The 25,539-nt window shown below is 65.0% G+C and carries 33 protein-coding genes and 1 pseudogene; 18 read left to right on the top strand and 16 right to left on the bottom strand.

Annotation, left to right across the window (positions count from 1 at the left end):
* Positions 1–64: 64 nt before the first annotated feature.
* Both tbsP and NBT67_RS00320 read left to right on the top strand, forming a co-directional pair.
* Entirely contained in the window at positions 65–883 is an 819-nt protein-coding gene (gene tbsP / locus NBT67_RS00325) for a transcriptional regulator TbsP (protein WP_251342832.1), read from the top strand.
* Positions 884–931: 48 nt separating this feature from the next.
* Positions 932–2,620 carry a YcaO-like family protein gene (locus tag NBT67_RS00320; RefSeq protein ID WP_251342831.1) on the top strand — a complete coding sequence of 563 codons (1,689 nt, stop codon included), beginning with the start codon at positions 932–934 and terminating at the stop codon, positions 2,618–2,620.
* On the opposite strand, the gene NBT67_RS00315 is transcribed toward NBT67_RS00320, so the two are convergent.
* From NBT67_RS00315 to NBT67_RS00300, 4 genes are all read right to left on the bottom strand, one after another.
* A complete protein-coding gene (locus NBT67_RS00315; RefSeq protein WP_251342830.1) occupies positions 2,617–3,753 on the bottom strand; it encodes a DUF63 family protein in 1,137 nt (378 codons plus the stop codon). The genes NBT67_RS00320 and NBT67_RS00315 overlap by 4 nt on opposite strands.
* A gap of 51 nt (positions 3,754–3,804) precedes the next feature.
* Entirely contained in the window at positions 3,805–4,497 is a 693-nt protein-coding gene (locus tag NBT67_RS00310) for a DUF4013 domain-containing protein (RefSeq protein WP_251342829.1), read from the bottom strand.
* A 47-nt stretch (positions 4,498–4,544) separates the two neighbouring features.
* Positions 4,545–4,952, bottom strand: coding sequence for a CBS domain-containing protein (locus NBT67_RS00305; RefSeq protein WP_251342828.1), 408 nt, complete (start codon positions 4,950–4,952; stop codon positions 4,545–4,547).
* Between the two features lie 101 nt (positions 4,953–5,053).
* Positions 5,054–6,370 carry a phosphoribosylglycinamide synthetase C domain-containing protein gene (locus NBT67_RS00300; RefSeq protein ID WP_251342827.1) on the bottom strand — a complete coding sequence of 439 codons (1,317 nt, stop codon included), beginning with the start codon at positions 6,368–6,370 and terminating at the stop codon, positions 5,054–5,056.
* Positions 6,371–6,602: 232 nt separating this feature from the next.
* Between NBT67_RS00300 and NBT67_RS00295 the strand changes: the two genes are divergently transcribed.
* The 8 genes and pseudogenes from NBT67_RS00295 to NBT67_RS00265 all read left to right on the top strand — a co-directional run bounded on the left by NBT67_RS00295 (position 6,603) and on the right by NBT67_RS00265 (position 13,259).
* Positions 6,603–8,276 (top strand): sensor histidine kinase, encoded by a 1,674-nt coding sequence (locus NBT67_RS00295; RefSeq protein WP_251342826.1) that lies wholly within the window; start codon positions 6,603–6,605, stop codon positions 8,274–8,276.
* Between the two features lie 126 nt (positions 8,277–8,402).
* The gene (locus tag NBT67_RS00290; protein WP_251342825.1) at positions 8,403–9,656 is read left to right on the top strand and encodes an outer membrane protein assembly factor BamB family protein; all 1,254 of its coding nucleotides are present in this window, start codon (positions 8,403–8,405) and stop codon (positions 9,654–9,656) included.
* Positions 9,653–10,288 (top strand): hypothetical protein, encoded by a 636-nt coding sequence (locus tag NBT67_RS00285; protein ID WP_251342824.1) that lies wholly within the window; start codon positions 9,653–9,655, stop codon positions 10,286–10,288. Before NBT67_RS00290 ends, NBT67_RS00285 begins: the two co-directional genes overlap by 4 nt.
* A 140-nt stretch (positions 10,289–10,428) precedes the next feature.
* Positions 10,429–10,740 carry a cupin domain-containing protein gene (locus NBT67_RS00280; RefSeq protein ID WP_251342823.1) on the top strand — a complete coding sequence of 104 codons (312 nt, stop codon included), beginning with the start codon at positions 10,429–10,431 and terminating at the stop codon, positions 10,738–10,740.
* Positions 10,741–10,921: 181 nt separating this feature from the next.
* On the top strand, positions 10,922–11,800 hold the full coding sequence (locus NBT67_RS00275; protein ID WP_251342822.1) for an SMP-30/gluconolactonase/LRE family protein: 879 nt from the start codon (positions 10,922–10,924) through the stop codon (positions 11,798–11,800).
* Between the two features lie 275 nt (positions 11,801–12,075).
* Positions 12,076–12,189: pseudogene (locus tag NBT67_RS18250) on the top strand (GIY-YIG domain-containing protein); the annotation flags it as partial.
* Between the two features lie 189 nt (positions 12,190–12,378).
* Positions 12,379–12,948 carry a hypothetical protein gene (locus tag NBT67_RS00270; protein WP_251344396.1) on the top strand — a complete coding sequence of 190 codons (570 nt, stop codon included), beginning with the start codon at positions 12,379–12,381 and terminating at the stop codon, positions 12,946–12,948.
* Positions 12,945–13,259, top strand: a complete 315-nt coding sequence (locus NBT67_RS00265) for a hypothetical protein (protein WP_251342821.1) — start codon at positions 12,945–12,947, stop codon at positions 13,257–13,259. Before NBT67_RS00270 ends, NBT67_RS00265 begins: the two co-directional genes overlap by 4 nt.
* 412 nt (positions 13,260–13,671) lie before the next feature.
* On the opposite strand, the gene NBT67_RS00260 is transcribed toward NBT67_RS00265, so the two are convergent.
* The 7 genes from NBT67_RS00260 to NBT67_RS00230 all read right to left on the bottom strand — a co-directional run bounded on the left by NBT67_RS00260 (position 13,672) and on the right by NBT67_RS00230 (position 18,129).
* A complete protein-coding gene (locus tag NBT67_RS00260) occupies positions 13,672–13,944 on the bottom strand; it encodes a type II toxin-antitoxin system HicB family antitoxin (protein ID WP_251342820.1) in 273 nt (90 codons plus the stop codon).
* Positions 13,945–14,116: 172 nt separating this feature from the next.
* Positions 14,117–14,827, bottom strand: coding sequence for a GIY-YIG domain-containing protein (locus NBT67_RS00255; RefSeq protein ID WP_251342819.1), 711 nt, complete (start codon positions 14,825–14,827; stop codon positions 14,117–14,119).
* An 8-nt stretch (positions 14,828–14,835) separates the two neighbouring features.
* Entirely contained in the window at positions 14,836–15,852 is a 1,017-nt protein-coding gene (locus tag NBT67_RS00250) for a DUF7961 domain-containing protein (protein WP_251342818.1), read from the bottom strand.
* Between the two features lie 524 nt (positions 15,853–16,376).
* On the bottom strand, positions 16,377–17,489 hold the full coding sequence (locus tag NBT67_RS00245) for a tyrosine-type recombinase/integrase (RefSeq protein ID WP_251342817.1): 1,113 nt from the start codon (positions 17,487–17,489) through the stop codon (positions 16,377–16,379).
* Positions 17,486–17,656: a hypothetical protein gene (locus tag NBT67_RS00240; protein WP_251342816.1), complete on the bottom strand. Its 171-nt coding sequence runs from the start codon at positions 17,654–17,656 to the stop codon at positions 17,486–17,488. The genes NBT67_RS00245 and NBT67_RS00240 overlap by 4 nt, the downstream gene beginning before the upstream one ends.
* The gene (locus NBT67_RS00235; protein WP_251342815.1) at positions 17,657–17,824 is read right to left on the bottom strand and encodes a hypothetical protein; all 168 of its coding nucleotides are present in this window, start codon (positions 17,822–17,824) and stop codon (positions 17,657–17,659) included. It abuts the gene before it with no gap.
* Between the two features lie 161 nt (positions 17,825–17,985).
* On the bottom strand, positions 17,986–18,129 hold the full coding sequence (locus NBT67_RS00230) for a hypothetical protein (RefSeq protein ID WP_251342814.1): 144 nt from the start codon (positions 18,127–18,129) through the stop codon (positions 17,986–17,988).
* A gap of 62 nt (positions 18,130–18,191) precedes the next feature.
* Here NBT67_RS00230 and NBT67_RS00225 point away from each other — a divergent pair, with 62 nt between their 5' ends.
* Positions 18,192–18,905 (top strand): DUF8102 family protein, encoded by a 714-nt coding sequence (locus NBT67_RS00225; RefSeq protein WP_251342813.1) that lies wholly within the window; start codon positions 18,192–18,194, stop codon positions 18,903–18,905.
* Positions 18,906–18,942: 37 nt separating this feature from the next.
* Here NBT67_RS00225 and NBT67_RS00220 read toward each other — a convergent pair whose 3' ends face one another.
* On the bottom strand, positions 18,943–19,395 hold the full coding sequence (locus NBT67_RS00220; RefSeq protein WP_251342812.1) for a hypothetical protein: 453 nt from the start codon (positions 19,393–19,395) through the stop codon (positions 18,943–18,945).
* A gap of 4 nt (positions 19,396–19,399) precedes the next feature.
* Complete coding sequence (locus tag NBT67_RS00215; RefSeq protein WP_251342811.1) at positions 19,400–19,639, bottom strand: hypothetical protein; 240 nt, start codon at positions 19,637–19,639, stop codon at positions 19,400–19,402.
* Between the two features lie 185 nt (positions 19,640–19,824).
* On the opposite strand from NBT67_RS00215, the gene NBT67_RS00210 reads away from it, so the two are divergent.
* The 7 genes from NBT67_RS00210 to NBT67_RS00180 all read left to right on the top strand — a co-directional run bounded on the left by NBT67_RS00210 (position 19,825) and on the right by NBT67_RS00180 (position 22,426).
* Positions 19,825–20,472 (top strand): SWIM zinc finger family protein, encoded by a 648-nt coding sequence (locus NBT67_RS00210; RefSeq protein ID WP_251342810.1) that lies wholly within the window; start codon positions 19,825–19,827, stop codon positions 20,470–20,472.
* Positions 20,469–20,717, top strand: a complete 249-nt coding sequence (locus NBT67_RS00205) for a hypothetical protein (protein ID WP_251342809.1) — start codon at positions 20,469–20,471, stop codon at positions 20,715–20,717. The genes NBT67_RS00210 and NBT67_RS00205 overlap by 4 nt, the downstream gene beginning before the upstream one ends.
* Complete coding sequence (locus NBT67_RS00200; RefSeq protein ID WP_251342808.1) at positions 20,710–20,931, top strand: hypothetical protein; 222 nt, start codon at positions 20,710–20,712, stop codon at positions 20,929–20,931. The genes NBT67_RS00205 and NBT67_RS00200 overlap by 8 nt, the downstream gene beginning before the upstream one ends.
* Positions 20,928–21,065, top strand: coding sequence for a hypothetical protein (locus NBT67_RS00195; RefSeq protein WP_251342807.1), 138 nt, complete (start codon positions 20,928–20,930; stop codon positions 21,063–21,065). Before NBT67_RS00200 ends, NBT67_RS00195 begins: the two co-directional genes overlap by 4 nt.
* Positions 21,062–21,304, top strand: a complete 243-nt coding sequence (locus tag NBT67_RS00190) for a hypothetical protein (RefSeq protein ID WP_251342806.1) — start codon at positions 21,062–21,064, stop codon at positions 21,302–21,304. The genes NBT67_RS00195 and NBT67_RS00190 overlap by 4 nt, the downstream gene beginning before the upstream one ends.
* Positions 21,297–21,947 carry a hypothetical protein gene (locus tag NBT67_RS00185; protein WP_251342805.1) on the top strand — a complete coding sequence of 217 codons (651 nt, stop codon included), beginning with the start codon at positions 21,297–21,299 and terminating at the stop codon, positions 21,945–21,947. The genes NBT67_RS00190 and NBT67_RS00185 overlap by 8 nt, the downstream gene beginning before the upstream one ends.
* 80 nt (positions 21,948–22,027) lie before the next feature.
* On the top strand, positions 22,028–22,426 hold the full coding sequence (locus tag NBT67_RS00180) for a DUF7718 family protein (RefSeq protein ID WP_251342804.1): 399 nt from the start codon (positions 22,028–22,030) through the stop codon (positions 22,424–22,426).
* Between the two features lie 312 nt (positions 22,427–22,738).
* Here NBT67_RS00180 and NBT67_RS00175 read toward each other — a convergent pair whose 3' ends face one another.
* From NBT67_RS00175 to NBT67_RS00165, 3 genes are all read right to left on the bottom strand, one after another.
* On the bottom strand, positions 22,739–23,020 hold the full coding sequence (locus tag NBT67_RS00175; protein WP_251342803.1) for a hypothetical protein: 282 nt from the start codon (positions 23,018–23,020) through the stop codon (positions 22,739–22,741).
* Between the two features lie 489 nt (positions 23,021–23,509).
* Complete coding sequence (locus NBT67_RS00170) at positions 23,510–23,938, bottom strand: ASCH domain-containing protein (RefSeq protein WP_251342802.1); 429 nt, start codon at positions 23,936–23,938, stop codon at positions 23,510–23,512.
* Positions 23,916–25,412, bottom strand: coding sequence for a GNAT family N-acetyltransferase (locus NBT67_RS00165; RefSeq protein ID WP_251342801.1), 1,497 nt, complete (start codon positions 25,410–25,412; stop codon positions 23,916–23,918). Before NBT67_RS00165 ends, NBT67_RS00170 begins: the two co-directional genes overlap by 23 nt.
* Positions 25,413–25,539: the final 127 nt, after the last annotated feature.

Below are 25,539 nucleotides of genomic sequence, written 5' to 3'. Positions count from 1 at the left end.
AATTACTCTGTTACGGAGACCGTTGGTCGTTAAAATTAAATACGGATGTGGCGATATTCACGCCATGGTCGCCGGGGAGAACCTACACGGACGGGAGTTCGAGGAGGTACTCGCAACCGTCTTCGAGTCCGCCGAAGAACTGTTGCTGGTCGACCCGACGGCGGAGGCGGTGCGCGCGCTGACGGCCGTCACGACGGCGGCGGCCGATCCGCCGTCGGTGCGGATGCTGGCCGACTCGCGGCTGTTGAAGGAGGTGATGGACGACTTCGTGGTGGCGAGCAACGCCGCCGACCACGTCGACGCCGGCACGCTCTCGATTCGGACGGGCGGCACCGGCAGCACGAACGCGCTCGTCGTCACCGAGGGGGCGGTGTGGGCGCTGGTCTCCGTCGGCGACCGAGTGGCCGCGCTCGGCACCGACGAGTCGGAGTTCGTCGACGCCGTCCGCGAGACCTACGGGGCCCAGTGGGACCCGGCGTCGGCGTTCGACCTGCGGACGCCCCCGCTCTCGACGGTTCGCGAGACGCTCGGCGAGGAGATCGGGCAGGACGTCCGCGCCGACTTCGACGCCGCGCTCGACGCCCTGGACGAGGCGCGCGACGCCGCGAGCGAGTTCGACGAGGTGACGCTCACGCTCCTCGTGGCCGCCCACAACGACGTCCTCCTCTACGACATCAGCAAGTGGGGCGAGGACGTCGGCATCGCGAGCAAGGCGACGTTCTCCCGCACCAAGACCACGCTGGAGGAGGAGGGGCTCATCCGGACCGAGAAGGTCCCCATCGACGTCGGCCGCCCCCGACTCCGCCTGAAACTCAACGAGGACCGCTTCGACGAGGTGACGCCGGCGGAACTCGCCGCGGTCACGCTCAACCACTCCGCCTGAACTCCCCACTTCCGACCACTTTTCCCCACGGCGGGCGTCGGCCGTCCCATGCAGATCGGTATCGCGGGGAGCGGGCCGGCCGCGGAGTCGTTCCGGGCCGCCCTCGACGACATCGACGCGACGGCGACGACGGCGGCGCCCGGCGAACTCGGCTCGTACCCGCTCGGCGTCGTGATCGCGCCGGCGGGCGCGCCGGCGTTCGAGGCGGCCGACCACGCGGCGAGTCGCTGGCTCGCCGTCGAGATCGGCGGCCTCGGCGGGACGCCCCGTCCCGACCTCGACGCCGCGGTGACCGTCTTCGCCGGCGGCGTCGGCCACCGCGACCTGCGGGCGCGCGTCGAGTCGGCGGGCGGGGAGGACGGTGACGGCCAGCCCTCGGGGGACCGGAGCGCCGTCCGCCTCGCGGGGGCGGTGGCCGGCCACCGCGCCGTCTCCCTGCTCTCCGGGGCGGATCTCGGGGGGACGGTCGTCGAGGTGCCCGGCGGCGAGCGGCGCGTCCTCGCGGTGCCCCGTCCCGAGGCCCGGGACCGCGACCTGCGGCGCACGCACCGTGAGGCGTCGCTCGACGACGCCGTGACCCGGGCGGAACGCGCCGTCGACGACCGGGTCGGCCTCCTCACGCAGGTGGGCGAGCGCGAGTCCTTCCCGGCCCCCTACTATCTGGCGGCGACCGCCGACACGACCGCCTACAGCGACGCCCGGGCGGCGGCGTACACCGCCGGCGTCGACGACGACTGGGACCGCGCCTACGTGAAGGCCCTCGGCGAGGGCCTGGAGCGCTACTGCGCCGGCGTCTATCGTGCCGAGGAGTTCGCGACGGCGCCGCCGGCGGCGCGGGAGCGGGGCGTCTCGCCGGCGGCGTTCGTCCGTCCGGACGACCGGGCGGTCGACCCCGACGCGCCCATCGAGTGGGTCGCGGGTGAGGACCTGGCGACCGGCGACCCCGTCTCCCTGCCCGCCGAGTTCGTCCACTACCCGCCGCCGGCCGCCCGCCACCGCCCGGCGATCACCACCGGCCTCGGCCTCGGCAACGCGGGCGTCGAGGCGCTGCTGTCGGGGCTCTACGAGGTGATCGAGCGCGACGCCGCGATGTGTGCGTGGTACTCGACGTACGAACCGCTGGGGCTGTCGGTCGACGACGACGGGTTCTCGAGGCTCGTGGACCGCGCCCGCGCCGAGCGCCTGACGGTGACGCCGGCGCTGATCACCGGCGACGTCGACGTGCCCGTCGTCGCCGTCTCGGTCCACCGCGAGGAGGGCTGGCCCCGCTTCGCCCTCGGGTCGGGCGCCGACCTGAACGCGACGGCGGCGGCGCGGTCGGCGCTCGCCGAGGCGCTCCAGAACTGGATGGAACTCCGGGCCATGGGACCGGAAGACGCCGCCGAGGAGGAGGGCGCCATCGCCCGGTACGCCGACCTGCCGCCGGAGGCCCGGGAGTTCACCGACGCCGGCGACGGCGTGCCCGCGGCGACGGTCGGTCCCGACGCGGTGCCGGACGGCGAAGCGGAACTCGACGCCGTCGTCGAGCGGGCGGGCGCGGCGGGGCTGTCGACGTACGCCGCACGGGTCACGACGCCGGACGTGGCCGACCTCGGCTTCGAGGCGGTGCGCGTTCTCAGCCCCGAGGCCCAACCGCTGTTCGTCGACGACCCCTACTTCGGCGACCGGGCCGAGACGGTGCCCCCCGACCTGGGGTACGAGCCCCGACTCGACCGGCCGTTCCACCCCTATCCCTAGACGCCGAACGTCGCCCGGAGCATGTCCCGCGTGCCGGGACCCAGCCCCACCGCGAGGATGGCGATCAACAGCAGGATGGTGTACTGCGGGCTCTCCTCGAAGATCCGTTCGTCGAACAGCCAGACGACGAGCGTCGCCGCGACGAGTTTCACGACGAGGAACGGCCAGGTGTCGCCGGTGAGCGCGAGCACCGACGCCGGGAGCGTCGCGGCCGTGATGTCGACGATGGCGCTGTTGACCGGGTGCTTGGGCACCAGGTTCGGCCCGGCGCCGAGCGCGACCATCCAGTCGAGGCCGACGACGTTGGCGACGCCGTCGACGGCGTGGCCCCAGACGACGACGAAGCCGATCCGGCCGGTGCCCGCGTTGACCGCGGGGGCGTAGCGCTCGACCAGCCACCAGGTGCCCCCGGCCGCGGCCGTCGCGCCGGCGAGGGTGACGATCAGCACCTGCGGGTGGAAGGTGCCCGGGCCGTCCGGCGAGAGGGCGCTCCACAGCAGGAAGGCGAGCGTCGCGACGAGGACGACGACGCCCGACCCGGCGAGCGGCCGGGTGTAGTCCTCGACGGCCTTGCTGCGCTCGAGGGCCACGCTCCCGACGAGCGCCAGGAGCGTCACCGCGAAGACGGTGAAGTAGATGATCGGGCTGATGATGAGCGTGTTCAGCGGGTAGTCCACGAGCGCCGCGGGGCCGGCGGTGTCGGTCACGTCCTCGACGACCCGGAGCGCCCCGCCGAAGAAGACGAACGGCAGGAGGGCGTAGAAGAGCTCCCGGTCCGAGCCGACCTCCAGTCGCCGCAACACGAAGACGAGGCCGGAGAGCGCGATCAGGAGGACGATCACGTACCCGACCTCCGAGACGAGCGTGTACCCCGGGTACGCGACGGGTTCGGCGGCGGCCCGGCACGCCGCCGCGTCGTAGAGGTACCGGGTGGTGCCGCCCTCGCGGATGGCACAGACGGCCGCGTTGGCGTCGGCCTGCACCGGCCCCCAGAAGAAGTGCCAGACGAAGCCGTCGTAGACGGCGCGTGGGAAGGCGAGCGACCCGCCGATCAGCGCGGCCAGCAGGGTGAGGACCGATCCGAGCCAGAGCCGCGCCGGTTCGACGCCGAGGCGTTCCGCGACGGTGGGCATACGGGAACCCCGACGGCGCCGCGTTTCAGGGTTGTGGTTGCCGGTCGGGGCTCAGGCGGTCGACGGCGACGCCGACTCGACCGCACCGTCGAGCCCCATCGCGTCGGCGAAGCCCTTCCCCCAGACCCAGGCGGCCGCGACCTGTGCGTAGAAGCCGACGAACACGCCGACCACGGGGACGAACCCGAGGAGTCCGGCGACGACGCTCGCCGCGAGGAGGAGCGCGACGCCGTAGAGCCACGCGACGGCGTAGGCGCCGTCGAGGGCGACGTCCCGGAGCACTCCGGTGTCGAACGCCGCGCCGGCCGTCCCCTCGCGGGTGTAGTTGGCGACGCCGATCGGCGTGACGTAGCCGAAGACCAGGGCGAGCGCCGCCGAGAGCGCGAGCCCCGCGAGCAGTCCGAACAGCCCGACTCCCACGCCGACCTCCGACCCGGTGAGCAGCGCCAGCACCGAGCCACCGACCGTCAGCGCCGCCACGAGCAGCGGGACGAACTGGTAGACGAGGACGATCAGGACGGCGACGACGCCGTCGCGAAGGAGCGTCCACCAGTCGTCGAAGACGGGTGGTTCCCTCCCCTCGGCCATCCCGTCCCGGAGGACGCGAAGGAGGTAGCCGTACAGGAGAAAGGCGGGCACGATCAACACCGACAGCGCCGTCAGCAGGCCACCGACGAGCAGGGTCTTCGCCCAGTCGTCGCCGGTCGCCGGGTAGCGCACGAGTCGTTCGAGGTCGACGGCCATACACACGAACGAACCCGACGGGTAGTAACTCTTGGTCCCCGTCGGGCCTACGTCGACCCGGTCGGCGCCTCGGCGGCCGACAGCGCCTCGGCCAGGTCCGTCGTCGTCAGGATCCCCACCCCGTTGCCGTCGGCGTCGGTCACCGGCAGGTGGCTGACGTCCGCCTCGACCATGCGGCGGGCGACGGTCGAGAGCGGGTCGTCGGGGCTGACCGTCTCCACCGTCGTCGTCATGTACTCACCGACGGTCGCCTCGTCGGTCGGTCGCCCGTCGGCCGCGACCCGCAGCGCGTCCGTCGAGGTGAAGATGCCCTCCGGACGGCAGCCCTCCCCGACGACGACGAGCGATTTGATCCCCGCTTCGAGCATCCCCTGGGCCGCCTCGTCGACCGGGGTCTCCGCGTCCAGCGTGAGCATCGGTGCGGTCATCGCGTCCGCGACCAGCGTGGATGTCATGCGTTGGCGTTGAACGCGCGGAGTGATAACGGTTGTTCCGTACGGGCGTCGAGCGTGCTACGGCGGAGCGGAGCGATGGCGTCGTCCCCGCCCCTCCGGTGCTACGGCTGCGGCCCGAGATACCCCCACGCCTGCAGTCTGTCGCCGTCGCCGTCGGTCCAGCGCTCGCCGATGTCGTCGCGGTAGTAGAGGTTCGGGATGACGATGTTGTCGACGCGCTCGTAGGCCCGTTCCCGCGCGTTCTGCATGGTCTCGCCCTTCCCGGTCACGACGAGGGGCATGCCGCTCTCGCCGGCGACCCGCCACTGTCCGTCGACCCGTTTCGTGTCCTCCAGGTGGATCCCTTCGCGGCTCTCGGTGTCGAAGACGACCGCGGCGTTGCGGGAGTTCTCGTCGTAGGTCTTCTCGTCGTCGAACGGGAACGGCGGGAGGACGACACGCACACCGATCTGGTAGCCGTTGTGCACCGCCAGTTCTGGGTCGTTTCCGTGTGCGAGGTCGTAGAAGAACTGCCCGGTCGCGGATTCGAAGGACTCCTCCTGCAGCGCGATGGTCGGATACCCGAACCGCGGGGTGAACTCCAGCGGGTAGATGCCGGTCTCGTTGACGATGCAGTTGAGGTCGATGCTCCCGACGTAGCCCTCCTCGGCGAGCCAGCCTTCGAGCTTTCCGAACGTCTCCTCGAACAGCTTGTTTCGCCCGCCCCAGAACATCGACGTGCCCATCTCGCCCGTCGACGGGCCGATGTTTCCCGGGAACAGTTTCTTGTGCTCGAAGTTGAAGTTGACCTGGTCGATGAACCGCTCACCGTCGAAGAACCCGCAGATGGCGACCTCGACGCCCTCGACCTTCCGCTGGAGCTGGAAGCCCTTCATCCGGTGCCCCCACGCTTTCTCGTAGGCTCGAAGGACGTCGACGACGTCGCTGCCGTCGTCCTCGTTCCCGACGTAGAGGAGTCGCTTGACGTTCTGGACCTCCCCGAGCGGTTTGATCACGTACGGGGCCGGATTCGCCTGGACGTGCTGGATGCCGGCGTCGAAGTCCTCGAAGACGTGGTGCTCGACGGTATCGACGCCGTGTTCCTCGAGGACCTCCATCGCGTAGCCGCGGTCCTCTTCGAGGCGGTCGGTGTTCGGCGTGCCACCCACGACGGCCTTCCCCTGCTCCCGGAGGTCCCGGGCGAGCGCGCCGGTTCCGACGTCCGAGCCGACCCAGATGTCGTCGAAGACGATGACGTCGGCCCACTCCACCTCCGCACGCCAGTCGTCCGTCTTCGGGACGAACCCGTTGCCGATCTCTTTGTCCGATTCGGCTTCGATGTAGTACTTCACGTCGTGGCCCTCCTCGTGGACTTGCCACGCGAGGTCGGTGATCAGTGCGGCGTCGGCCGAAACGAAGAGGAAGTGATTGGAGTCCATCGTGGTGGTTCGGGCGAAATGTACCGGTGCGTTCGGCCCGGACGTATAATAGCTCCCGGGAGTGGCAACCGGCGGTGACGGCTGCGTCGACCCAACGGGAAACGCGCGTACACGCCGCGGTCGGCCCGGATACGGCCACCGGCCGCTCGCGGATGGCGAGGAGTGCACTTGAGCGGCCGGACCGCAGCGCCGTCGGGCCGGGCTACCCTAGCAATTAACCGTGTCCGGAGTGGTGGACCCCCACACGGACGGAATGAATCCGGTACTGCTCGGTCATCTGTTCGTGTTCGGCCTTTCGGGACTCGTCTGTCTCGCCAGTATCCCCCGGGCACGGGGGATCCAGCACGCCGGAACCCGAACGGGGCTCGTCGGACTCCTCCTCTCGGTCGCGCTCTGGTCGGGCAGTTACGTCGGGTATCTCCTCGCACCAACCACGTCGAGCAAACTCGGATGTTATATCCTGGGTTTCAGCTTCGCACTCGTCGCCGTCGGGGCGTTTCTGTACTTCTGTGCCGCGTACACGGGGCGCCCACCCCGCCGCGCGCCGTACCGGAAGGCGATCGTCGGCGTCTTCCTGCTGATTCTCTCGCTGAAGATCACGAACCCACTCCATCGACTGTATTTTACGTCGACGTGGGCGACGGACCCCTTCCCACACCTCGCGATCCAGCACCAGTTGCTCTACTGGATCGTCCTCGGGGTCTCGTATGCCCTCGTCGCGGTCGGCTTCTTCATGCTCGTCGAGCAGTTTTACCACACCGGAACGGATAGCCGTCCGCTCGTGGTCCTCGCGGGGATGACGGGGATTCCGGCGATCGCCACGATCCTGGGCCCCCGGATCGATTCGCTGCTGCCCCTGATGTACGAACCGCCCGGCGTCGCCATCTTCGCGGTCGGAACGCTGTTCGTCTATCTCCGCCGCTTCGAGGCGATTCGACTGACGGGCGAGACGAGTGAACCGGCGATCTTTCTCGATTCCGAGTCCCGGATCCGGGACTACAACCAGGCCGCAGAGGAGATCGTTCCGGCGTTACGGGGGTCGACCGGGAGGCCACTCGAGGAGGTCGACCAGTCACTCGTGGATCGCCTCGCCGACTCGGAGATCCTCACGCTCACCCGGGACGACGACGTACGCCACTACCAGATCTCACACACCCCGTTCACCTCGGGAGAGGTGATGACGGGACAACTGATCACGATCACCGACGTCTCTGCACGGGAGGAGTACCGACAGCAACTCGAGGCGAAAACCGAGCAACTCGAGGCACTGAACCGGGTCGTTCGCCACGACATCCGTAACGACATGGCCGTGATTCACGGGTGGGCGAGCACGCTTCACGAACACGTGGACGACGACGGTGCAGAGGCGCTCGAACGGGTGATACAGAGAGCCGAGCACGTGATCGAACTCACGGACACGGCCCGGGAGTTTATCGACTCACTCTCCGGGGATCGGACCGTCGAGGTAACGGCGGTGGATCTGGGACACCACCTCCGGACGGAACTCACGGCCGTCCGGGAGTCGTATCCGGACGCGCAGTTCACCGTCCACGGGAGCGTTCCCGACACGGCGGTACGGGCCAACGAGATGCTGTCGTCGGTCTTCAGAAACGTCCTCGAAAACGCCGTGCGCCACTCCGACGTCTCGACCCCCGAGGTCGACGTCTCCTGCGAGGAGGACGGAGACACGGTCAGGGTTCGGATCGCCGATAACGGGCCGGGCGTTCCGGACGATCGGAAATCGCGGATCTTCGGGAAGGGTGAGAAAGGGATCGAAAGCCCCGGCTCCGGAATCGGCCTCTATCTCGTGTCGACGCTGACCGAACAGTTCGGCGGACGGGTCTGGGTCGAGGACAACGACCCCAGGGGCGCAGTCTTCGTCGTCGAACTCGAGAAACACGGGTAGCGTTGCCCGCGGGACGCTCTCGCGTGTCTTCGGCGCTCCGTCGCCGTCGTCTCGACGCCCGTGTCCCGGTGCCGAGCGTGAGACGATCCGGGACACCTTTCACGGAGGTGTCACAAGGGGGGACCGATGCCCTCCATCGAACGCAGGACGTTTCTCGGTACGCTCTCGGCCGGGGTCGTCGCCGGACTCGGCGGCTGTTCGTCGTCGTGTCCCGACGGCGAGCCCCCGGAGCCGACGACGACGTTCGGCACGGGCGAGGCCGCCCGGGGGTTCGACACCCTCCCCGGCGGGGCCTGGCCCGCGCCGAGGTTCGACGCCGCCAACACGGGCTTTGCCCCGTCGCGGCGGCCGCCGACCGACGGCCCGACGCTCCGCTGGCGAACGACGCTTCCCGCCCCGTCCGTCGACGACGTCGCGACCGACGTGAGCGCGCCGACCGTCGCCGACGGCCGGGTCTTCATCACGACCGGCGCGGGCGCGTTCGCGCTCTCGCTCCGGGACGGCCAAGAGCGGTGGCACGACGACTCACTCGCGCCGGCGTCGGTCGCGTCGTCCCGGGGATACGGGCGCGAACTCGCGCCGCCCGTCCTCGACGACGGCACCGCGTACGTGCCGACCGCCGACGGCGTCGTCGCCCTCCGCACCGACGACGGGACGGAACGGTGGCGTGCCACCGACGTCACGCCTGCCGGTCCGCCCGTCGTCGCCGACGGCGCGGTGTTCGTTCCCGGCCGCGGCGAACTGGTCGCCCTCGACACCGCCGGCGGGAATCGGCGCTGGGCGGCCGCGACGTCGGGCGGGTCGCTCCCCGCGGTGGCCGACGGCACCGTCGTCGTCGCAGGCGAGGAACTCCGCGCCCTCGACGCCGCGACCGGCGACCGACTGTGGTCGTCGTCGGTGCGCCCGGAGTCCGACCCCGTCGTCGCCGACGGCACCGTCTTCCTCGGAAGCTACGAGGGGGTCGTCGGCGTCGCCCTCGACGACGGGTCGGAGCGCTGGAGCGTCGACCGGGGCGGCGGCCGCACCTACTCGATGCCGGTGGTCACCCCCGAAACCGTCTACGCCGTCGAGCGGCCGGGCGAGGCCGGCGACGCGACGTTCGCGCTCGACCGGCGCGCCGAGGGCGCCCCCGAACCTCGCTGGTGTTCGTACGTCGGCGACGGTGCGGTCACCGCCGCCGCCGGCGGGCACGCCTTCGCCACGGGGTCCGGGTCGGGCGACCGACGGGCGCCCCCCCGCTTGCTCGCCTTCACCGCCCGCTTCGGCGAGGCGACGTGGGGGTTCCGGAGCGTCGAACCCCTGCTGGCGCCGGCGGTCCTCGACGGCGGCGTCGTGACGGCGACGCGACGCGGGACCGTCGTGGCCGTGGGGGGTGAGTGACCGTGTGGACCCCGGGCCACCGGTTCGTCGGCGGCCTGACCGCCCTCGGCGGCCTCCTCGCACTCGTCGCGAGCGTCCCGACCCGGTGGGTCGGCCCGATGCCGACCGACTCCTACGTCTTCGACCCGCCGCGGTTCAGCGCCCTCTGGTTCGAGCGGGCGGTCGTCCCCGCCGTGGCGCTGGCCGCGGTGCTACTGACGGTGCTCGGTCTGATCGCCCTCTACCGGCGCGACCGGGAGCGACTGGCGCGCTGGCAACGCTGGACCGCGGTCGTGGCGCTGATCGGGGCGGGGATCGGAACGCTCGCGACGGTCCTCCTGGTGACCGCCGGCAGGGGGACGATGGGCGACCCGACCAACACGCTGAACGCGCTGCTCGGCGCCGCACTCGCCCTGCTCGCCCTGCTCCTCCTGTTTCCCGGACTGCTCGCGTGGGGGGTCGGCTACCTCCGTAGCGACAGGCCGGTCCTCGGCGCCGCGGTGGCCGGGGGGCCGGTCCTCCCGGTGCTGGTCGTGGCCGTGAGCATCGCCCTGGACGTGGACGGGAGCGCCGCCGGCTCCCTCCCCGTGGTGCTCCCGGCCGCGGCCGCCGTCGCCGTCGTGGGACGGGACCTCTGGATGCGGGCCGGGTGAGGCGGCGGCCGACGAGCGCCGCGTCGGGGCGGTGTCCGGCGCCGACCGCCGCCGTCACTCCGGCACCATCGAACGCGGCGGCGCGTTCGCCCGACCTCGACGAACGGTTATGTCGTTTCGGAAGCCTATCATCTCGGGTCATGGCAGAACGGCTGGATCCGGGGTCGTACATCGGCTTTCACGGCCACTTCGAGAGCGAGGGTCCGACCGAGGAGAGATACTGGGTGTTGAACGGCCACGCCCGTCTGCAGGCCGAGTACCGGGACGTCACGATGCGTCAGTTCGACTGTGCGTTCGTCCCGACCGGCCGTATGCACACGGTCGGGAACACCGGTACCGAGCGGGTCTGGGTGGCGGCGTGGCCGTCGAAGGGGGCGAGGACGGTGCGTTCGACACCGACGACCTGGAGACGTCGGAGCGACCCCGCATGCAGGAGGGGTTCCGGCGCGTGATGGCCGCACGGGAAAAACGCGGACTGCCGCTGCCGCCCGACGTCGAAGTCACGTTCGAGTAGCGACCGGGGGTGCCGCCGACCGGTATCGAACCCCCGGAAGGGCGACGGGGACGAGTGGCCGAGGCGCTCGGTGGAGCCGTGCGGGTGATTCAACACCGTGGCCGTGTTCAGTACCGACCGTGAGTACCGATATCGCGATCGTCGCCGACTACGGCTGCCAGGTGGCGGAGGGGCCGATCTGGCACCCCGACGACGAGGCGCTCTACTGGATCGACGTCCCCGCGGGGTCGCTGTTCCGATACCGTCCGGCGACGGGCGAGCACGCGCACGTGTTCGAGGCCGACGTGATCGCCGGCATCACGGTGGAGGCGGACGGCAGCCTGCTGCTCTTCGAGGACGGCGGAGTCGTCCGTCGTCTCGATACGGGGACGTGGGAGGCGGACCCGGTCCTCGAACTCCCCGAGGAGTCCGATACCCGATTCAACGACGTCGTCGCCGACCCGGCGGGGCGCGTGTTCGCCGGGACGATGCCGACGGAGAGCCGTCCCGGTCGACTCTACCGGATCGATCCCGACGGCACGTACCACCGCCTGGTCGACGATCTGGCCATCCCGAACGGACTCGGGTTCACGCCCGCCCGGGACGGCCTGTACGTCACGGAGTCGGAGGCGCGTCGCATCCGGCGATACGCCTACGAGGAGGCGACTGGGCGGCTCTCGGATCGCACCGCGTTCGCGGCCGTCGACCGCGACGGCCTTCCGGACGGACTCACCGTCGACGCGACCGGGGACGTCTGGTCGGCGGAGTGGAACGGCGGGCAGGTGGTCCGGTACGACGACTCGGGAGCGGTCGTCGAGACGGTCGCCTGCCCCGCGGAGACGGTGTCCAGCCTGACCTTCGGCGGCGAGAACTACGAGACGGCGTACGTGACGACGGGGCTCGGTTACTACGAGCGGCGTTCGAAGGGCGAACTGGGACCCGCCGCGGGCGCGCTGCTGGCGGCGGATCTGGGCGTCGAGGGTCGCCCCGAGTTCCGGTCGCGGCTGACGTGCCCGTGAGGCGCCGTGCCGTCGGGAGCGGTGGGGTCGCGGCAGCGACGGCGGCACCGAACCACGGCCCCTCCGCGCGGTGGGAACGGCGCCACCGACCGAATCTTGATCTGCCCGCTCCCGGAACTGGGCGAACATGGCAAGCGCGGCGGCCGACCTGACCGAGCCACAGGTGTTCGCGCACACGGAGCGACGGCTCCTCCCCGACGTCGACGAGGGATACGTCGTCGTACGAACGAGAGACGCCTGACCCGCGCAAGGATCGGTTAGGACAGTACAGCCGGAGCGCGAAAATCCGTGAGTCGCCGTTGTGGAACGGAGACCACGTCAATGAGGAGTACGACCCTGCGTGTCTCGATGTGCCGCAGGAACGGAGAGTGCTGACAACGTCGGCCTGAAGCCTGCATTTTCACGGTATTTCCATGGGTGGCGGCGGTCGTGAGAAAGCGGCATACAACAGTGTTGCTGCCAGAGGTAGTCGAAATCGTCATCCAGGATTCACCGGGATTGCATAGTACTGTTCTTACTTACAGAACCAACAGTAGGACAAGTTTTAACATAATATAGAGAGTACTGTCAGAGTGAGGATGACCGTGACAATGGAAACAATTGGCGACGGCCTCACGTTCGAGCGTGAGGTTTCAGAGAGTACCGCCCTCAAAATAATGGAACTCACACTACGTGACGACGTAGAAACTGGCCAGGGATCAGTCGCCGTCTCCCTCAGCGGGGAGGGCATCGGGTTCGACAAAGAGGTGTCCGAGACCACTGGTGTCGAATTACTGGACGTGGCTGTTCACGATGGGAGACAGACTCTGCTTGAGGAAGAGACCGGCAGCGACGGGCTCCCGGATGACTTCTTCGACAGTCTATCGAAGAAGCAACGAATCATGCTGAAGGTCCTACTGGATGCTGATGGGGAGTGGCTAAAGGGAAAGGAGATTCGGCGGAGGATGAGGGAAGACTACGATGCAGATGTGGGGCAGAGTGGACGTGCATCGGCGGGTATCATCGCAGGACTCACGCGGAAGTACGGTGAAGACCTACGACGGGATGTGATCGAGGGACGGTGGGCGGACGAGACTCACCAGAACTCCGAGCACAGAATCGGTGACAAGTACAAAGAGGAGATCAGGAAGGGACTGGAAGAACAATGACCGTACCGGACGACTTTTTCGAGAGATTGTCGCCGAAGAAAAATGCATTACTGAAGGTATTGCTGGACGCCGAAGGGGAGTGGGTGCGTGGTGTCGATATCCGTCAGCGCATGCGGGACAACCATGGGCTGTCCGTCCCGCACGACACGGGAGCGCTGAATATACATCTCAGCCACTGGGTTCAGTGGTACTCCGAAGAGTTCCGGAGGGACCTAATCCCCGGTCAGTGGGAGGATGACTCCCACACGCACGTGGAATTTCGAATCGGGGAGAAGTACGAGGACGAACTCCGTGACTGGTTCGGAAAATAGACGTAGTCAAGTCTTTCTCGGGGACGAACGGTGTTGCCGATTATAAAATCGGGACAGAGGCGTGACGACACTGATGTCGGCCGCTTTCACGGCGTCGACAATCTGAACGACGAGATTACGGCGGTCAACGATGAAGTGCTCGGGTCGGAACAGGGACTGCCGATGTTGGTGGGTGGCTACGAAAAAACACTCCGGAGTGTCGCTAGCTGTGGGACTGAGGAATCGGTGGATCTGGTCGCAGAGTCCATCAAAGAGCATTCGAACTCACGAGGATCGCCCGGAAAACCAGACAGTGCGACGGGACGCACGAATGCTCCTCACGGAACAAGGAATCGCTCCGGATTCCGATCTGAACCGGGCTTGAATCCGAACGAATCCAGAGCTTGCGAATATCCCCAACTGGAGATTCGAATTACTTGAGAACGTCCGGCAGGTCGCCGCGACCCGGTGTGTTCTCGTCGGGATCGATTCCGAGTTCTCGCAGCTCCTCCTCGGTGGGTTCACGCCCACCGTCGTTTTCGATCGCGTCGACGACGGCATCGAGGTTTTCGAGGGCCTCGTCTCGCATTTCGTCCTGAGCGGACACCTCGACTTCGAGGTCTCGGGCGGTCCAGGTCCCGTCCTCGTTGTGGGTCAGGGTGATTCGCGATTCCCGGCCAGGTCCGTGCCCGGAATCGATACTCATGCCCAAGCGTACATCCGGAGAACGGATAAATTCCCCTTCCTCTCTCCGTCGGTGCGTCGGCGTTCTGAGCGAGATTCTCCGGAGTCGCTGCTCTACAGTACCGAATGAAATCTCCGTCTCAGAACATCGTTTGTATCAGCTAACGAGGGTGCAATAGAGCAGAGAGTGCTAATTACGGCGGCCCTGTTTCTTCGATAGCTCCGGCTAACCGGTCGAGAAAGGCCGGGTCAGAGGATTCGTCGACGTGGTCGACGTTCCACAGACCCGAATTTCGGATCTTCTCGCTCGGGCTGTCGGTACCGAGCCATCCGTCGGCCCGTGGATCGATCGCTTCCCGGCGGTAATTGCTCGCGAGGGCGATGGTGTTTCGTTCGACGTAGGCTCGGTCGCTGTCGGAACTCGGTTCGTCGTCGATCTTCACCCAGAGGAACGGGAGTTCACGGATATAGTCGCTGACGCGTCGCTCCAAGTCGAGCTCCGCGAGACGCCGGTCACGGCTAGCGCTGCTTCCGTGCCCCCATTCGGGATAGTCGTCGTGGAGGTCGTGACGTTCAATGAGTGCTTCGCCGACCCGTTCCCGAAAGACCGACCCACGATGGTTACCGCCGTCCTCGTACGTTCCGCTCAGGGCACCACGGTGCGTTCGAAGGCGATTCCAGAGGGACGTGTCGCTCCCGTCGGAGACTGCGTGCGTGCCGACCCGCGTGAGGCGGCGCTTGTCGCCGTTCGTGCGGTACTCGTCGGTGGCGAAAAAGAAGTAGACACCGCGGTCCGGCCAGTCCATGTAGCCGTCGCAGTCCCCGAGTCGCTGCATCCCTCCCACCTGTCGTTCGAGGTCGTCCAACAGCGAGTACAACCGGTCGAGTAGCGCGTTGCGTTCCATACGAGGTTCTACTCGGCCCACTCCAAGTCAGAGGGGGCGTACGAGTACTGTTTGATTCCCTCGCCGTCACAGTGTGATTCCAGAGCGCCCGGAAACATCTCCGGATCCTCAAGCTGTCCAGTGTAGACCACCGACACCGGCTCTGAGGTGGCGCCGTCAGTACGGGCGACCACGACGGCCTCGTCGGGATCGTCGTGACTCGCCTTGACGACCCGGTCGCCCGGCGTGAACGGATTCTCGGCGAATTCCAGGTTCGTGTGCTTGTACGTGTACAGCTTGATGTCCTGGTCGTCGCAGTACGACGAGAGGAGGGCCGGGTCGATATCTCGCCAGTTGCTCGGCCCTTGATCGAGGCTACTGGGGAACGCGACACAGACAGCCTCGCCGTCCATCGACTGGCCGTAGACGCCCACGTCCTTCTCCGGAGGGAGTACTTCGACGACGACCGCCACAGATGCATCTTCGTCACCAGCTTTGATGACGCGGTCGCCCGGCGAAAACGGGTTCTGTGGCTTCTGGTTCATGTGGGCCGTGTTCGGGCCGAGATCCATCAGCTCGTTCATCGGGCGAGCGGCGAGGTGGTCCAGTTTCGTCGGTTCGTCGCCCGAGTACGCTTCCTGGGTCGACACTTTCGATGTGAGCGTCTCGACGCGCTCCCAGCCGAGGAGGATGAGCCCGTCCTCGTTGTCACGGTGCCACACCATCACGATGATTTCGTCGTCAGGGTCCTGATCGAGGAGTTTCGACGGACGGAACGCGGAGACGTCGCGGGAGGTCTTCACGTCGATTTCGTAGCCGAACACCTCGAAGTCGTACGCGGAGAAGCTCTCGGGGTTGCACTTGCGAATCGCCTCCTCGTTTTCCCACTCCCACATTTCGACGGGAAGGTACTCCCGACAAAACTGTTCGAACGCGAGTTCTCCGAGGTTGCCGCGGCGTTTGGTGGGGACGTCGTCGGCGTCCTGCTTCACGGCCTGGTGGTGGGCGCGCTTGCGGTCGACGTCATCAGGGGTGTAGAGGTACACTGTGATGACATCTGAAAGTGACAAAATGAATGTATCGGCAGCTGACGTGCGAGTCGAATCCGTCAGAAGGAGTTACCGAACTGGACGCCGGAGAAATAGAGGTCCGGTATCTCATCAACTGCGAGCCATAACGCGGACATCTATTTCGAGTCGGAATTCTATGCCCAATAGGAACGGAGCGATACCAAAGACGCCCGCCCTGTGAACTTATAGCCCACCACGATTTCGATGGATGCGAGTCCCGGACGGAGGCGAGAGCCGCACACCAACATGGGTTCCGAAAATTCAGCGGGTACTCGAACGCCGACTGAAAATCCAGTTCTGTTCTACAGAGTCTAAAACGGAAGAGAATTGGTTTTACCAATCGTTCGGATTACGGATAGATTAGGGCGGATTCGAACGCTGTCGGACTCCCTCCGGTCGTCCGCTGCTTCCCGCCTCGCTCCGCTCGGCGGGAACGCCGGCCTGCTCCAACTCCTTCACGAGCGTCAGGAAAGCGAATGGGTTGGGGCGGATGCGGGTCGTCATTCGTCAGCACCTCCGTTATCGGTGTCAGCATCCAGATCCAGCTGATCCAAGTGCTGACGCCGGCGTTTCTCCATTTCCTCGAATTTCGAGGGCTTATCGTAGTGTTCCTCGATGACACTTGGGGAGCTGTTCACCCGCTTCGAGACGACGTCGACCGGCACGCCCCGGTTGCGCTGCCAGGTGATCGAGCCGGTCCGCACTTGGTGGGGACTCCGGGATGAGGGGCACTGCGAGATCTTCGAGTAGTCGACGAACTCGCACGTCTCGCGTTCCCGACCGTGCGGACACTCGGTGTAGTGGCACGGGACCGTCGCGAGGTACATCCAGATCCGGAGCGTGTTCGTCGTCGGCCGCCCGAGTTGGCTCGCGAACAGCGGCCGGCGGTTGTGGTCGTCGAACGCCTCGTGACGCTCGCGAGCGAGGTACTCGTCGAGGATCTCACACACCGCCTCGGGGAGGCCGACGAGGCGCTCCCCGTCGGTGCTGTTCTTCAGCGGTGTTTCCTTCCGCGGCCGGTGGTGGAAGGCGACGTACTGCTCCTCGGCGTCGTAGTCGTCGACGTCGAGGCCGCGCAGCGCGCCGAGGCGGGCGCCGGTGTGCCACGCGACTTCGAGGACGGCGTGGCCGCGGGTCGCCCGCTTCTCGGGGTGAGTGCGGTAGTGCTGAAGGAGCGCCTCGGCGACCTCGGGCTCCAGCATCGACTCGTCGACGTGGGCGTCCCGAGGCACCTTCGGCGGCGTCACCTTCTCCGGGAGCGCATCGTCGACGAGTTCGATGTTCGCACAGTACTCGAGGAAGTTCGCCAGTGTCTCCAGTTCCCGCTTCAGCGTCAGCGGCTCGATTCCCTGGTTGCGCCGGTGGGTCTCGTAGGACTCGATATCCCACCCGGTCAGGTCACTGATCGAGTCGATGCCCTCGTGTTCGGTCCAGTCGACGAACAGTTTGAGCCGGTAGGCGTACGAGGAGACCGTCGACTCGGCGCGGTCGACGCGGAGCTTCCCGAGCCACCGTTCGAGGGCCTCCCGCGGCGTCAGGTCGGGGATGCGGCTCCCGCCGTCGGCGGTGCCGGCGATCCGGACCCGGTAGCTGTGGCGCGCGGTCCCGCTCACGCCTCGTGCACCTCCCGAAGGAAAGTGACGCGGTGGGTCGGACAGAGGATAGGCGTTTCGTCGACGTCGTCAGGCTCGACGCGGGCAAGGAGGGCGGTGGCCCCGCACTCGGGATAGCCACACTCCTTGGCATCGGGTAGCGGCGTGATCGTAGCATCGGTCGGCATCTACGAGCTCACCCCCATCGCGTGCTTGCAGGCGTAAGGATCAGCCTCGTCGGTAGTGACAACGTCCTCGAGTTCTATACTCGTCGGACAGTCGAGGTGGTTGTACATATCGATCCAACTGCTCGACCAGTCCGTGTCGATCGTGGTAGTTTCGTGTTCAGCGCTCATCGGTGGCGCCGGTTGCGGCCCGGCGAAAGCCGGACGGCGCCGAAAAGTCCTTGTCGCACCAACCCGTAGGTCGACGCGACGAGGCCCGCCCGGCGTCGTCGTTGGTGTAGTTCGCCGCGAACAGGGCTGGTTTGGGTCCCGTCCCTGCCGCGGCGTTCAGTTCAACAGTCATGAGAGTCATCCTTGTGCTCCTGCAGTAGGCGCTCCAGTACGTCCGAATACCGCTCCTGCCCGCGCTTCAGGGAACGGAGTTCGTCCCGAAGCGCGGGGTCGACGGAAATGGTCGTGTACTCCTGCGCCGTCATATACCCCTATTAGGCCCCCTTGGACATAATCATTATGTGCGTCGGCATAATCGGATTTAGATATGGTTGTCGATAGAGACCGGGGGATCCTGACGCAAGGCGACCGGGAGTATCTCGCTGGCGAGAGCAGCATTGACCCGAAATCACAATCTGAACGGAATGCCCGCTCGCGGATTCGGAACCGCGTCCGAAACGGGCTTCTCGACTTCCGATACTTGTCCGATCCGGAGTACTTCGAGGATCGCGACCTCGACCTACTTCGTGAGTATGTTGACGAGGATGGCGAGGCAGTGACACAATCAGTGTACCAGCTCGATGCCGGCGTCTCACACGAGCCCATGCTTGATCCGGAGGTTGAGCAAGCGCTCGCCGAACTCGTTGCGTTCGCCTTCCGTGTGAGCCCGTCGACGATCGAGACAATTGTTGAACAAGGCGTGAAACGGGGCGTGCAACGGCTCTTTCCCGAGGCCGAGGTCGGGGACGTCCAGGTCCCGATCGAGGATCCGGAAGGGATCACCGACCGCATTAAGGGGCTAATCAAGGATGACACGCCTCTGACTGAGACCGAGATACGGGTGGCGCTGGAGCAGGACGTACGACCGGCCGAGGAGATCGCCGCCCACGTCCGAAAGCATGGGACGCGCGAAACTGGGGGTAGCAGATCCATCGATAGAGGTCCGGCAGGGATGTTCGATCCGAAGAACGCGACCGCGGCGATGCTGGGTGTTGATCCGTACAGCAGCATCGACGAGGACGAAAACGGGGAAACCGAGTAAACCACCGACGCGGACACTTCTCGTCGATAGGCGTCGATCATCTTCTAAGAAATCCTCGGAGAGGTCGGAAAATACCTCTCTCCTTGGATTCGAAGTCGGCCAACGTAACGGACTCATCCGCGGTCAGTTTCTTCCAAGCTTCTGGGTGGTGGATGGCGTTCATATCGCTCGCACTGATCGTCAGTCCTCCACCCATACCCAACAGAATCAGCCACGGGATGTGTAACCACAAGCCAGCAAACAGCGGTATCCAGAAAATCATCCCGACGATGCCCGTGACTCGAACCTGCCAATCCGTCATCGCCTTCGGCGTTTTAAAGTCTACCTGAGTCGGATAGAGGCCGAACGTATACCGACTATAGAACGTCCCTCCGCCGAATATTTTACCAAAGACGAAATGCCAGAGTTCGTGAACGATTCCGCCGAGAAGAATCCATCCAATCCACCTCGCTGCCAGTATTACGTTCTCAATTATGACGTTCGAAGGCATGGCGTCATTCCTCGTCGGCGTTGTCGCACACCACCTCGCGGAGTTCGTCGCCGAGCGTGTCGTGGGTGTCGAGCGCGGGGAGGTCCCTCTCCAGCAGCTCGATCTTGTTTCTGACCCGCGAGACGACGACGCCGTAGTACTTCTCGGTGACGTCCTCGCCGTTGTTCTCCAAGATCTCGCGCTCGCGCTCGGTGAGGAGCGCCCGCCGGTTGTCGGCCATGTGTTCGGTTGCTTGAGCCGCCATATTACTGCTTGTGGTAACCCATGCTTGTAAAACCGTACTTGGTAGCCTACCACATCCAGTAGACTTATGATAAAGACTACCGTATACGGTAGTGTAGACAGAGCCCGTTCCTTGGGGTGCTTCTTCTCAGAGAAGTGCCCGGGTGTTGGAGCACCCGAGCGGGGCTGTCTCGCCAGAGAGCAGCCATGTCAACCGATGTTTCCGGGTCACTTGAACGTGACCTCACGACAGACCGTACCGACCTGGAGCAGCGCACGCGCCGCGCCCTCAAGCAGTACCTCACCGTCCTCGACGACATCGACGAGGCAGCCGGCGCCGACGACCTGTACGTCATCATTTCTGAGAGCGGCTCGCAGTACTGCGTCGATGCCCGTGACGGCAGTTGCACCTGTCCCGACGCGGAGCACCGCGATCCCGAGGGCGGCTGTAAGCACGTCCGTCGCGTGGCCTTCGCAATCGGCGCCGAAGCGATCCCCACGGCGGCCGACCCCGACGCGGTCGACGATCAGCTCGGCGCCCACGTCGACGGCCCCGTTCGGTGGGCGTGCGAACACGGCCGCGAGTTCTGTGCCGAGGCACCTGTCACTCGCGAAGACGCCATCCGGTGTTCGGACTGCGAGATCGAGGCCGTGGCCACGCCTGCCGAGCGCGTCGTCGCCGACGGCGGGATCATCGAGGCCGGCGACGAGGGCGAGATCCTCGACGAGGAGGACGGTCGTCCCGACGACTGCGACTGCGGCGACTGGAACGATGGGATTGGCCTGCCATGCTGGCCCTGCTACCGTGAGGGCTTCGAGTCGCCGGCCAGCGCCGGCGAGGAGGGCGACCGATGACGCGCCCGACGACGATCGAGGCCGTCGACACGATGGTCGGGATCACTGACGGCCGCGTGTCGATGTCGGCCCAGGATGACGCCACGCTGTACGTGGACACGCCCGACCGCCAGCCTCTCGCCGGCATCGAGACCCACGCCACGCTCCGCGTGAAGGGCGACGACTACCAGGCGACGGTCGAACTCACCCACGACGGCGCCGCGGCGCTGCACGCCGCCCTCCTGGAGGCCGTCGACGATGGGTGACCTCACGGCACCGGACGAGGGCACCGCCTCGTCGCCGCGGGCGATCGCCGACGAGCTTTCCGAGGCCCTCGTCGCGTTCGATCACGTCGACTACAACGCGGTCACTGCCGACGAACTCCGGGAGCTGCTCGACGCTCGCGACACGGTCGAGGAGCTGTGTCTTCGGTATCGGCGCCAGCAACCCCAGCGTGGCAGCCAGGAGGCCGACTCGTGACGACCCGCACCCGCACCGAACGCGACGAGTGGACCCTCGCCGGGGAGCTGGCCTCGGGGATCCCGCGGGCACGGGTGGCGCTCGCCCTGGCCGGCGCGAAGGCGAATCACGAACGCGCGGAGGGCATCCGATGAGCGTCGTCGACGTCGATCCCGAGCGCTTCGAGGGCGACCCGCCGGCGGTCGTGCTCACCTTCGGCGGCCATGGTGGTCGGGTCTACCACCGCGTTCACGAGACGCTGGAGGGTGAGCACCTGACGGCGTGCGGCCAGCAGGGGCGCAATCCCTACCTGAAGGAGCGCGCGGTGATCAAGAGCCACTACACGCCGTGTCGGCGGTGCTTTCCCGACGGCCTGGAGGACGCCGATGAGTAGCCGCCTGCGCGCCGAGGCGACTGCGTCCGCGCTCCCGCCGGCGACGACACCCATCGGTGTCGACGTGGGCGAGGACCCGCTGTATGCCGTCGCGACGCCCGGGACGGCGCCGAGTGAGGCGCGGATGATCAGCGGCGACGGCCTCGGGAGTACTGTCGACGCGCTCGTCGAGACGATCCGCGTGCTCCGATCCGGCGCGCCCGTTGCCGACGCCGTCGAGGCGGAGGTCGTCGCGAGCTACTGGCGGGAGCTCCGGAGCATGGTCGATGGGGCGGTCCCGGCTGTCTTCGAGTATGCCCGCGACCACACGGCGCCGGTGCTCGTCCTGGAGGACCTCGGTCACGACCTCCCGACGCTGTGGGCACTTCGCGACGCCGAGTGGTTGGCCTGGAGCCCCTGGATCGTGACGCTCGTTCAGGCCCGCCTCGTTGACGCCGCCGCCGCCGGCATCCCGATCCGATGGACGCCGCTGGACGGGACGACGCGGACGTGTCACGCCTGCGGTGAGCGCGGCGAGCTCCCGGGGTTCGGTGCCGTGTTCCGCTATACGGCCTCATCGTGCCCTGTGGATGTCGTCGACCGCGATAGTGGTGCCGCAGTGTCAATCGCGAAACAGGGGATGACCCTCGGGATCGACGAGTAGACCTGTCATCTCCCATCGTCTATTTGATACACGTCCGGCACGCTTTTCTTGCCGACCCGTCTCGGCAGATGATAGAACAGATGACAGACGCCGACCCCCGAAGAAACAACCCGGACACGGACTACACCGACTTCGTCACGTACCCAGACTCCCAGATCCGGACGGAGATCGGCATTCAGGAGGGGGCTGTCCGCTGGTTTCGCGTTCAACTCGAATATAATGCGGCTTCGGATCCGTACTTAAACTACGACTGGCGGCAGGTGGCGGGATTCGACCATCATCCACGGACTAACTGGGGGCACGACATTACCACCGAGCGACTACACCTCGACATATATCGCAATGGGCGGAAAGAGGACGTCAAGCATGGCTTCCCTGAGGTCACACTGAACGAAGCACCACGCTACTGCGAGCAGTTTCTACGAACCCATGCTGACCGCTATATCGGACAATTCGAGCGATGGCACGACTTCAGGTGAGATTCGGCAGAAAGACTTAGCGTTCGTCCTCGGGGACCGACTCAAGATCGTCAGGATCCGGCATCTCTACACCCTCGGATGGCGTGAACTTCTCGATCGGTTCACCCGTCTCTTCGGCCAGTTTCCGCGCGGCCGACTTATTCCGCTGCGTTGGCATGACTAACCGGTCTTAGTATGACTATGTGTATAAGTAGTTTGGAACCTTTCTGATATATCAGAAAATAACTATCATTTGATTGGGTTACATCGTCGGTGTGTTGGAAAGAATATCTGATTCTATATGTTTGACATTAATATTAATCACAGCCCTTGTCACCGCCGAACAACGCGGAATGGCTCGAACTCCGCGGACGACTGCTCCTCCTTCGCCTCGGCCTGCCGTTCGCGACGCCGGCGCTGTTGCTCCTGTTCGGCCAGGTAATCCAAGCGTTCACGCGACCGGATGTCGACGCCAAACTGGAGGCCCCGGGCGAAGTACGGCCCGAGCTTATACCAGTCCGGCGCGGTCGCGATCTCCTCAAGTTCCTCGTCGTCGAGGGTCTGCATGAACGCACGCTGCTGCTGCCGTCGACGGTCGACGTCTGTCGCGGACATGGCTCCGGGTAGGCACGCGACGCCTATCAAACGGGGCGACGTTTTACGCCGGGTTGCAGGGGACGGTGACCGTCCCCTGCCACCCCCTCGACTCGGAGGGGGTCGCGAAACTGCGGGGGGTGGTGAAGGGTGGTGACCCACGTGGTGAGAGGGCGGTGCCGGGGGTGGTCCCCGGGGTGGTGCCACCTGCCACCACCCGCAGGGGGATGGGAGGGGGATGGGCGAAGGTCGGGGCAGGGTTGGGCCCGGGGATGGGGCAGGGATGGGCCCGACCCCGCCCATCCCCGAACGGTTTCGACCCCCCAATCATCCCCCTTCAGCAGTGACGGGGGTCCCACCGTTGTAGTATGTGTGAGGAGGGATACGACCGAACGTCTATTCAGGGAGATTAGCGCTGATGGCTAACCGTGGCGAAATGTATAGAGATTATACGCTCTCAGGTGGAGCAGTTGGAACGAAAAAACGTAGCAGAAGCGCTACGTCGGATTACTAATCGCTCCCTGATTTAGGATCAGTAGCGATTAGTGAGTCATACTCGCCTCGAAGATACTGGAAGGACACAGGCGGGCGGAAGTCATCAAGGCGTTGTTGGGGGTCAATAGATTCAGTGAAGCGACGAACATCCGCCACCTCGAAAGCATACCCTGTCTCAGTGTTTGCGAAGTAGTCCATGAACCGTGATCGTTGATCAATCCCGGAATCGGAGCCGAATTCGCGCCAGAGTTCGGCTGGCGTACCCTCGGATACGCTGCTTAGCGAGAACGATCCCACAATCTCTTGCACGGGAGAGGAGGCGTACATGTAGATCGTCTCGATAATAGATGGATCGCGGAAGGCGGTCTTGCGGAACTCATACCTCTTCTCGCGGCCAAGGATCTTCTCTGCAAATTCGGGCTTAATTGACAGTAAAACGTCCATCTATGCCTCCGTTCTCGCGGATATACTGGTAGCTCGATTCATCGATTTCTTGTATAGATTGGAGTGGTCCTGATAAAACGTCTTCATCCAGCAGCACCTGATAGTGGAGTGGATTCTCAAGCTCGAAGTGCCATTTGAATAATATTACTGTCGTAGGAGACTCTACCATCTCAGCGATCTCCCGATCCGTGAATACGGATCGTTTGCCTACCAGTTCCTGTACGGCCTCGGCTTCGGTCACTTCGTACTCCACTTGCTCACAGACCCCCAAAGAGGTGATCTCCATATGGTCGTGTGTCCGGTAGAACAGTAGAACGTCGTCCTGTTCGATCTGTCGAGTATTCGCGTGGGAGAGGTATGCCTTCTTGATGGCGTTACCTTCGGAGAGAAGCTGTCCGGAGAATTCTGTTAATTTCGGTTGCCGGTTTTCGTAGGTCGGAAAGAGTCGTCCGTGGAACTCAGGTTGAGTCGGGATCAGAAACTTACTCACTGAGGGACCATCGTAGAAACTCGGATAAAATCGAAAATGAACCTCCGAGGGATCGGGATCATCTCCCGGCCCAGGAGTTAGCCGCTTGACGAAGACCGTCTCACCGGTGGCGGTCTGTGACGCTCGGCCGAATCCATACTGGGAAATCAACTGTACCAGATAGTCGTCTTCCTTGATATAGTGTGTGAGATATATCTCCTCGAGTTCGTGTTGGATGGCTTCGCGTATGGCGATACTCACCAAGAGTTCCCCGATTTTTGAACCGCGTCGATGGGAAGCGACCTTGAGCGTACAGATCTTCAGTCGATCTCGCTTGCCGAGCTCAGGCTCCTCACCGATATGCTCCGCTTCGTTCGGTTTTAGGATAAGAACAGCGCCGAGTGTGCCGTCCTCATTCCAGTTCACGTAGACATCTCGTTCGTCGGGGATGCTCTCGAACCAGTCTCGGAAGTCGTAATCCTCTTTCAGCGAATCGAAAATTGGATCGTCGACATCAAGATCCGCGACCTGTTGTTTCTGAATCGATGGCGGCCCCTCGTAGGCCGCAGGGTCTTGTTTGAACCGCTCTCTGGCCTCCTCGATACTCAATACGCTCTCTTTGATACCGAGTTCGTCGGCCTTTCGATGCATGTCCCCATCTTCGGTGATGAGAATATCGGTGCGGCCCTTGAATACCGTATAGAGGAGTGCGTTGTCTACTTGCTCGTTGAAGCTATCCGCTTCAGGGACGTGGTTGCGGAACTCCGTCGATGAAGGATTCGGATACGGAGGGAATCCTAATTCGGCGTAAGTTTCGATCTTCGATTCGTCCGTTTCACGCCGTTCATCGTTCTCGTAGTTGCGGATCTCCTGTTTCGAGTGAGGGTGGATCAAGATGGTGTGTCCTTCCGTCTTCAGTAGCTTCTCGAGTTCTTGCAGTGGTTCTGGGACCGTCCAGTCACCCTCTCGTTCGATAAATACGTTCGTATCGATAAGCACCTCCATCTCGTTCACCTTTCTGACATGTGGTTAGAAACCGACGGAACAGATTGTAATAAAAGATTGGACCTGTGAACTCAGTATTCCTTGATAACAGGCCTTTTCATAGCAAAACGGCTCTGATTATCTTGAC

Source organism: Haloplanus sp. GDY1 (assembly GCF_023703775.1).
In the GTDB taxonomy this organism is placed as follows: domain Archaea; phylum Halobacteriota; class Halobacteria; order Halobacteriales; family Haloferacaceae; genus Haloplanus; species Haloplanus halophilus.
This window is presented reverse-complemented; position numbering and strand designations above follow the sequence as displayed.

What these genes read in the sequence shown, in the direction of transcription:
- tbsP (WP_251342832.1), top strand. Translation starts at nt 65, where the DNA reads ATGGTCGCCGGGGAGAACCTACACGGACGGGAGTTCGAGGAGGTACTC.
- NBT67_RS00320 (WP_251342831.1), top strand. Translation starts at nt 932, where the DNA reads ATGCAGATCGGTATCGCGGGGAGCGGGCCGGCCGCGGAGTCGTTCCGG.
- NBT67_RS00315 (WP_251342830.1), bottom strand. Translation starts at nt 3,753, where the DNA reads ATGCCCACCGTCGCGGAACGCCTCGGCGTCGAACCGGCGCGGCTCTGG.
- NBT67_RS00310 (WP_251342829.1), bottom strand. Translation starts at nt 4,497, where the DNA reads ATGGCCGTCGACCTCGAACGACTCGTGCGCTACCCGGCGACCGGCGAC.
- NBT67_RS00305 (WP_251342828.1), bottom strand. Translation starts at nt 4,952, where the DNA reads ATGACATCCACGCTGGTCGCGGACGCGATGACCGCACCGATGCTCACG.
- NBT67_RS00300 (WP_251342827.1), bottom strand. Translation starts at nt 6,370, where the DNA reads ATGGACTCCAATCACTTCCTCTTCGTTTCGGCCGACGCCGCACTGATC.
- NBT67_RS00290 (WP_251342825.1), top strand. Translation starts at nt 8,403, where the DNA reads ATGCCCTCCATCGAACGCAGGACGTTTCTCGGTACGCTCTCGGCCGGG.
- NBT67_RS00280 (WP_251342823.1), top strand. Translation starts at nt 10,429, where the DNA reads ATGGCAGAACGGCTGGATCCGGGGTCGTACATCGGCTTTCACGGCCAC.
- NBT67_RS00270 (WP_251344396.1), top strand. Translation starts at nt 12,379, where the DNA reads ATGACCGTGACAATGGAAACAATTGGCGACGGCCTCACGTTCGAGCGT.
- NBT67_RS00265 (WP_251342821.1), top strand. Translation starts at nt 12,945, where the DNA reads ATGACCGTACCGGACGACTTTTTCGAGAGATTGTCGCCGAAGAAAAAT.
- NBT67_RS00260 (WP_251342820.1), bottom strand. Translation starts at nt 13,944, where the DNA reads ATGAGTATCGATTCCGGGCACGGACCTGGCCGGGAATCGCGAATCACC.
- NBT67_RS00255 (WP_251342819.1), bottom strand. Translation starts at nt 14,827, where the DNA reads ATGGAACGCAACGCGCTACTCGACCGGTTGTACTCGCTGTTGGACGAC.
- NBT67_RS00240 (WP_251342816.1), bottom strand. Translation starts at nt 17,656, where the DNA reads ATGCCGACCGATGCTACGATCACGCCGCTACCCGATGCCAAGGAGTGT.
- NBT67_RS00235 (WP_251342815.1), bottom strand. Translation starts at nt 17,824, where the DNA reads ATGAGCGCTGAACACGAAACTACCACGATCGACACGGACTGGTCGAGC.
- NBT67_RS00230 (WP_251342814.1), bottom strand. Translation starts at nt 18,129, where the DNA reads ATGACGGCGCAGGAGTACACGACCATTTCCGTCGACCCCGCGCTTCGG.
- NBT67_RS00225 (WP_251342813.1), top strand. Translation starts at nt 18,192, where the DNA reads ATGGTTGTCGATAGAGACCGGGGGATCCTGACGCAAGGCGACCGGGAG.
- NBT67_RS00220 (WP_251342812.1), bottom strand. Translation starts at nt 19,395, where the DNA reads ATGCCTTCGAACGTCATAATTGAGAACGTAATACTGGCAGCGAGGTGG.
- NBT67_RS00215 (WP_251342811.1), bottom strand. Translation starts at nt 19,639, where the DNA reads ATGGCGGCTCAAGCAACCGAACACATGGCCGACAACCGGCGGGCGCTC.
- NBT67_RS00210 (WP_251342810.1), top strand. Translation starts at nt 19,825, where the DNA reads ATGTCAACCGATGTTTCCGGGTCACTTGAACGTGACCTCACGACAGAC.
- NBT67_RS00205 (WP_251342809.1), top strand. Translation starts at nt 20,469, where the DNA reads ATGACGCGCCCGACGACGATCGAGGCCGTCGACACGATGGTCGGGATC.
- NBT67_RS00200 (WP_251342808.1), top strand. Translation starts at nt 20,710, where the DNA reads ATGGGTGACCTCACGGCACCGGACGAGGGCACCGCCTCGTCGCCGCGG.
- NBT67_RS00190 (WP_251342806.1), top strand. Translation starts at nt 21,062, where the DNA reads ATGAGCGTCGTCGACGTCGATCCCGAGCGCTTCGAGGGCGACCCGCCG.
- NBT67_RS00185 (WP_251342805.1), top strand. Translation starts at nt 21,297, where the DNA reads ATGAGTAGCCGCCTGCGCGCCGAGGCGACTGCGTCCGCGCTCCCGCCG.
- NBT67_RS00180 (WP_251342804.1), top strand. Translation starts at nt 22,028, where the DNA reads ATGACAGACGCCGACCCCCGAAGAAACAACCCGGACACGGACTACACC.
- NBT67_RS00175 (WP_251342803.1), bottom strand. Translation starts at nt 23,020, where the DNA reads ATGTCCGCGACAGACGTCGACCGTCGACGGCAGCAGCAGCGTGCGTTC.
- NBT67_RS00170 (WP_251342802.1), bottom strand. Translation starts at nt 23,938, where the DNA reads ATGGACGTTTTACTGTCAATTAAGCCCGAATTTGCAGAGAAGATCCTT.
- NBT67_RS00165 (WP_251342801.1), bottom strand. Translation starts at nt 25,412, where the DNA reads ATGGAGGTGCTTATCGATACGAACGTATTTATCGAACGAGAGGGTGAC.